Source organism: Streptomyces cellostaticus (assembly GCF_023630175.1).
Taxonomy (GTDB): Bacteria; Actinomycetota; Actinomycetes; order Streptomycetales; family Streptomycetaceae; genus Streptomyces; species Streptomyces cellostaticus_A.
In genome coordinates this window covers 1-5,681 of the sequence record NZ_JALLIN010000097.1, presented here as the reverse complement: position 1 = coordinate 5,681, position 5,681 = coordinate 1, and the positions used below count along the sequence as shown (strand labels likewise).

Here is a 5,681-nt window from a genome sequence, read left to right as displayed (position 1 = left end):
GGACGCCTCGCACATCCGCACCCGCCACCTACCCCGCGTCATGGCCGGCCTGCGCAACCTCGCCATCGGCGTCCACCGTCAGGACGGCCACACCAACATCGCAGCCGCCCTCCGCCACACAGCCCGAAACCACCTGCGCCCCCTCACCGCCCTCGGCCTGGCATGACGAACCCGGACACAAGATCACTTCTCAAAGACCCTGGACCGGCAACTGCTCGACCACCGGCAGCACGAGGTCCTTGCGGACTCGCCACAGCAGGTCCGCCCCCGTGGCCGCTGCCTCGCGCCACAGGTCCACGCCGTAGAAACCACGGTCGGCCAGCAGCAGCATGCCCGGCCGCAGGGACACCAGGACCGCCCGGGCCAGAACCCGCTCTCCGGTACGCAGAGCTCCGATCGCAGCATCGAATACGGCGTGAGTACCGCACTCCACCAGGCCGACCATGCGCAACTGCGGGTAGCCGACGTCCTGTTCGCCGCGCCCGGAGCGCGGCGGACGGCCGAACGCCTCCACGTTCGCCTTCGTGTCGGGCAGGTCAAATGTGGTGCCGTCGATCGCGGTCAGCCGCCAGCCGCGGTAGAAGGCGCCCTGAGTGTCCGGTGTGGCAACCGGACGGCACACCCGCGCGAACAACTGCCGCAACGGCGCCACCCCCAGCCGGGACCTGGCTTTCCAGATCGCCGCCGTACTCGGCACCACCCACGACACACGCCAGCGCCGCGCACCCTGCAAACCCGCAGTCAGCAGCCGGGCAACCTCCTCATAGCTCTGCCCGGAGAACAGGCACATCGCCAACACGAAGTAGACCACCAGCCGGGCCGGCAACAGCCGGTTCCGCTGCTGCACCCGCCCCGTCTCCGCCAACACCTCGTCCACCAGCGACTGAGGGAACGCCTGTGTCAGCACCCCGACCGCGACCCGATCCGACAACCGCTCACCAGGTGACTTCAGTTGACCTGCTCTTGCCACATCAACAACAACGACCGGCTTGCCCCTAAGTTACCGGTATTGCTCCTAACCTCCGCGTTTCACTTGCGCTGGTGTCCGGATCTTGAGCGGGAACGCGAAAGTGCCCTCTGAGCTGGGATGATGAGGCTTGTCTAGGGCTTCTGTCATCACAGCAGGAAGGCACTTTCTGCGTGCACACTACCGGGTCGCGTCCCAAGCTCGTCGTATCAGCCGACCGGCGTCCCCGCCTCGTTCTCGGGGACAGGACGCCCGCCGAGGCTATGAGAGACTTGCTCCAACGCCGTTGACCAGGTGATTCGCAACCACTGATCGAAACCGCCCCGTCTATCCGGTGGTCTTCATCGACGCCATCCACGTGAAGATCCGGGTTCTGTCGACGATCTTGTGATTCGGACAGTTCGGACTCACCGTGCGAGTAGGACGCGTTTGCGTAGGAGATCGAGGCTGGCCCGGCCGAACATCTGGCGTTTCAGCATCTTCAGCCGGTTGATGTTGCCTTCGACGGCGCCGGAACTGTGGGGCAGGGACAGTCCGTTGCGGACAGCGTCGAAGTCGCGGCGGAGGTTGCGGGCGAAGCCCGCGAGCGGGGTCAGCGTGTCCCGCTCGGCGTTGGTGATCCAGTCTTCGAGGCGGTCGCCGTGGCGTCCGGTCATCATTGCGGCGAACTTCCTGACATGGATAGTGAGCCGGTCGAGCTCGGGATTCCGTTTGCGTAGGCGATGGAGCTTGCCGGCGTCCTCGTCCCGGAGGTGCTCGGGGTGGGTCATGATCCAGGAGGTGACCTCCCGGACCGATGGCGGCTTGGGGCCGGGGACGGGTGCATGTCCCCGCCCGGTTCGGTAGCGCCGCAGATATCGCTGGACGGCCAACTCGCCACCGTGATAGCCCAGTTGTTGGATCTCGCGGTAGAGCTGAGCGGCGTTTCTGACACCCTCGTTCCAGCGCCGGTGCAGGTGGCCGACGTACGGATCGACGATATGTGCCCGTTGCAGGCTCTTGGCGACGACTTCGTCCGCGGAGCGGGCGTTGACCAGCTTGCGGACGGTGGCCTGGTGCAGCCCGAGTTTCCGGCCGATCGCCGCCTTGGACATGCCCTTCTCCCACAGTTCGTGGGCGGCGGCATGCTGCTCACGCAATCGAGTCACGATCTTCAGCTCCGTCGATGGCTGGACCTCCTCGGGCTCCGCCTCCAGGGCATCGGAGTCACCGTCGGTCCCGGGAACTGGTTCGGTCAGGCGGGAACGATGGGCGTTCACCGACTTCTCGACCGCCTGGCCGAGGTTGGCCCATAGGTGATAGCGATCAGCGACCTGCTCGGCCTGCGGTGCCCCGACCCGTGCACCTTCCGCGTATCCGCCGGAACGGTCACGGCAGATGACCTTCACCTCAGGGTGGCCGCGGAGCCAGGCAGCCAGGTCCTCTCCCTCACGTCCGTCGTAGACGGTGTAGTGGACGGTGGGTGGCCATGTCGATGAGCACAGTGCCGTAGTGGCGGCCTTTACGGAAGGCGAAGTCGTCGACACCGAGTACCTCCACCTCGCCGATCCCCGGATCCGGCAGGGCTCTGACCAGCCGCAGCAGCGTGTCCTTGCCCACGGTGATACCGGCCGCGGCCGCGAGTCGGACTCCTGCCCTGCCGGCCAGCGCCAGCCCGACCCGCGTTAACACCCCACGCAGCAGCGGGCTATAGCGACTGTGCGGGGTGGTCAGCCCCCCGATCTGTTCGGCAAACGTCACCGCTGTGCAGTCAGGGTTCTCGCAGCGGAATCGGCGCATGCACAACTCGATCACGACGCCGAGCCCGCCCACGACGACGTCACGCAACCGACGTACGTACCGGCCGTGCACCCGCACCGAGCCCTGGCCGCACCGGCAGGCCGCGGTCGTCGCGCGTGCCCGCGTCCTCAGCACCACCTTGTCCGGCCGCCGCTGGACGTCTTCGATCAGCAGTGCGGACAGGTGCGGAAACAGCTCCAAGAGCACATCACGAGAGCACGCGATGCATGATCGCGAACAGTCGCCACGACCCGCTCAGCCGTCCGGATCACAAGATCGTCGACAGAACCAAGATCCGCGATGGCGCCGTCGCCAACCGGCCCATCTATGTGGCCCTGGCCGTCACCACCGAAGGCCGGCGCGAGATCCTGGGCCTGTGGGCCGGCGACGGCGGTGAAGGCGCCAAGCACTGGCTGCACATCCTCACCGAGGTCAAGAACCGCGGCGTGAGCGCAAGAGCGCGGAGTTACGCATCCGCCGCATCCGTCAACTCGTGCTTCTCCAGGAGTCAGCAAGCTTGTAGGTACCGTAGGAGATCTTCTGAAGGAGGCCCTCGGCTGCCCATTGGCTCATCTGGGTGGCGAAGCTCGCGGCGTTGTGGATGCCCAGGGCCGTGGCGACCTCGCGGGGGCGCCACGATCGCTCTGGGTCGGCGGCCATGAGGTGGAAGGTTCTGTTCCTGTTGCCCGCACCCATCGGCCGGAGCCCGGCCGCCGCCTTGCGGAGGTCACCGTGCGGATCCGTCGGCAGCGGTGGAGGGGAAACGGGCGCCGCCCGCAGGCGGACGTGCAGGCCGGTGATCGAGCGGCTCTGCCGGGGGCGGGACTCGGCCGGGCGGGAGGGATAGCGCGAGCGTCCGGCTTTGACGATGCGGGGGCTGGTCCGGGGCCGTCGCGATGGCAACAGCTCGGCCAGGACCGCCCGTCCGATGGCACCGACCAATACGCCGGAATCTCTCGCCCCGGTGACAGCGCGTGCGAGCACGACCTGCTCGCGGGCGGTTTCCAGGGCGATCGTGAAACTGGCCCGGTCCGGGTCAGTGCCCGGCTGCGACTCCACGGCATCGACCATGGCCGTCCGCAGAAGCTGGTAGACCGTCAGCTGAGCCCACATCTCCTGTTCCAGGCCGACACGGTCCTGGGAGCGCAGCACCAGGCCGTCCTGGAGCGTGTGGCGCAGGGCGTAATAGGCGGATTCGATCTCCCACCGCTCCCGGTAGAGCCTCACCAGCGCCTCGGCGGGGTCACGGCGGTGGTCGAGGAGAGTGGTGGCGATGCGGTAGTGCTCGCGGGTCTCCTCCCCGCCGTCGACCTTCACGGTGACGGTCGCGTCGATGACCCGGGCCTTCAGCGTGCCGAGCCTGGTCAGGTAGGAGCCGTCCGGCAGAACGGCGAGCACGGCCGGACGGCGCCGGGCGGTGATACGGATGACGAACTGCGCCCCGGTGCCGGCTGCGTCGGCCAGGAACTCGTTGGCGTCGTAGCCTCGGTCGGCCAGTAGGAGCATGCTCTCGTCCAGCAGTGGCAGCAACTGCCGTGCGTATGTGGTCTCGTATTCGCTGGTCGGCCCGAACACGGCGCCCAGCAAGCCGCGGGTTCCCGTCTCACACAGGGTGGTCAGCCGCAGCAGCGGGTAGCCGGCCCATCCCAGGCGGGCCTGGATCCTGCCGAGCCAGGCCCGGTTCCTCTCGGAGTCAGGTGCCTTGATCGCGCTGCACGCGTCGAAGGCCACAGTGCGCCAGCGCCGGTAGCGCACTCCGGGCGTGGACGGTTGGGCGAGGGGACCAGCGACCACCGAGAACAGCGCCTGGAACGGACCGGGGCCCAAGCGCCTGCGCAGACACCTCAGCGCCTTCTCGCTGGGCTCGATGGAGCACAGGCGCCCCAGGCCGCAGACCAGCTTGCTCCAGACGCGCCGGTAGCCGAGGGCAGGAAACAGGCAGAGGGCGAACACGAAGTACACCCCGATCCGGGACGGCAGCAGACGCCGCCGCTGTTCCATGGCCCGACGTTCTTCCACGACGGCGTCCACGAGCTCGACCGGAAGGTAGCGGGATAGCTCACCGAGATGACCGGGCGCGAGCAGGGCATCGTCGACATCCTCAGGACACAGCAGCGGAGCGGTGGCAGACTTGTCGGCCAACGGGACCTCTCATGCATTCAGATCTTGGTCGATCTCCTGCATACCGGGGGTCCCGCCCTCATGGAGCGCACTTGACGGATGCGGCGGATGCGTAACTCCGCGGTCTTGGGCGTGAGCGACGTGCTTATGCTCGTCTGCGACGGCCTCAAGGGCCTGCCCGAGGCGGTGGAGACGGTCTGGCCGAGGACGATCGTGCAGACCTGCGTCGTCCACCTGCTGCGGAACTCCTTCCGCTATGCCGCCCGCCAGGACTGGGACAAGATCGCCCGCCTCCTCAAGCCCGTCTACACCGCTCCGACCGAGGAGGCCGCCCTGGAGCGGTTCGCGGAGTTCGCCGACGCCTGGGGCAGGAAGTATCCGGCAATCGTCAAACTGTGGGAGAACGCCTGGGAGGAGTTCACTCCGTTCCTGCGGTTCGACACCGAGATCCGCCGCATCGTCTGCACCACCAACGCGATCGAGTCGGTCAACGCCCGCATCCGTCGAGCGGCCAAGGCCCGCGGCCACTTCCCCAACGAGCAGGCCGCCCTGAAGTGCGTCTACATGGCGATCATGTCGCTCGACCCCACCGGCAAGGGCCAGGCCCGCTGGACCATGCGCTGGAAGACCGCACTGAACGCCTTCGACATCACCTTCGACGGCCGGCTCTCAGCGGCCCGCCAGTAAACCCAACCACCCCAGTTACACCGCTCGTTTGACAGAGCCCGGCCTGACGAGGTTGGTGATCCGGGTGGTCGAGCACCGTAGTTTGCGTAGGAGCCGCCAGGACTTGAGGGTGGCGACGCCTGCTCGC

4 protein-coding genes and 3 pseudogenes are annotated in these 5,681 nt (G+C 67.5%); 2 read left to right on the top strand and 5 right to left on the bottom strand.

Going from position 1 to position 5,681, the window contains the following annotated elements; translation table 11 throughout:
• Nucleotides 1–190 precede the first annotated feature (190 nt).
• The 4 genes and pseudogenes from MXD57_RS31020 to MXD57_RS31010 all read right to left on the bottom strand — a co-directional run bounded on the left by MXD57_RS31020 (nt 191) and on the right by MXD57_RS31010 (nt 2,953).
• Complete coding sequence (locus MXD57_RS31020) at nt 191–907, bottom strand: IS4 family transposase (RefSeq protein WP_374114774.1); 717 nt, start codon at nt 905–907, stop codon at nt 191–193.
• Nucleotides 908–1,374: 467 nt separating this feature from the next.
• Complete coding sequence (locus MXD57_RS31015; RefSeq protein WP_374114773.1) at nt 1,375–2,061, bottom strand: transposase; 687 nt, start codon at nt 2,059–2,061, stop codon at nt 1,375–1,377.
• Between the two features lie 177 nt (nt 2,062–2,238).
• Nucleotides 2,239–2,355: pseudogene (locus MXD57_RS32145) on the bottom strand (hypothetical protein); the annotation flags it as partial.
• Between the two features lie 40 nt (nt 2,356–2,395).
• On the bottom strand, nt 2,396–2,953 hold the full coding sequence (locus MXD57_RS31010; protein ID WP_250405545.1) for a transposase family protein: 558 nt from the start codon (nt 2,951–2,953) through the stop codon (nt 2,396–2,398).
• A gap of 83 nt (nt 2,954–3,036) precedes the next feature.
• Between MXD57_RS31010 and MXD57_RS31005 the strand changes: the two are divergent.
• A pseudogene (locus MXD57_RS31005) lies at nt 3,037–3,195 on the top strand (transposase); the annotation flags it as partial.
• A gap of 37 nt (nt 3,196–3,232) precedes the next feature.
• On the opposite strand, the gene MXD57_RS31000 reads toward MXD57_RS31005, so the two are convergent.
• Nucleotides 3,233–4,888, bottom strand: coding sequence for an IS4 family transposase (locus tag MXD57_RS31000; RefSeq protein ID WP_250405544.1), 1,656 nt, complete (start codon nt 4,886–4,888; stop codon nt 3,233–3,235).
• 108 nt (nt 4,889–4,996) lie between these two features.
• On the opposite strand from MXD57_RS31000, the pseudogene MXD57_RS30995 reads away from it, so the two are divergent.
• Nucleotides 4,997–5,554, top strand: a pseudogene (locus tag MXD57_RS30995) (IS256 family transposase); the annotation flags it as partial.
• Nucleotides 5,555–5,681 lie beyond the last annotated feature (127 nt).

Bases quoted from the DNA above. Each gene is read 5' to 3' on its own strand.
- MXD57_RS31015 (WP_374114773.1), bottom strand. From the start codon at position 2,061: ATGTCCAAGGCGGCGATCGGCCGGAAACTCGGGCTGCACCAGGCCACC.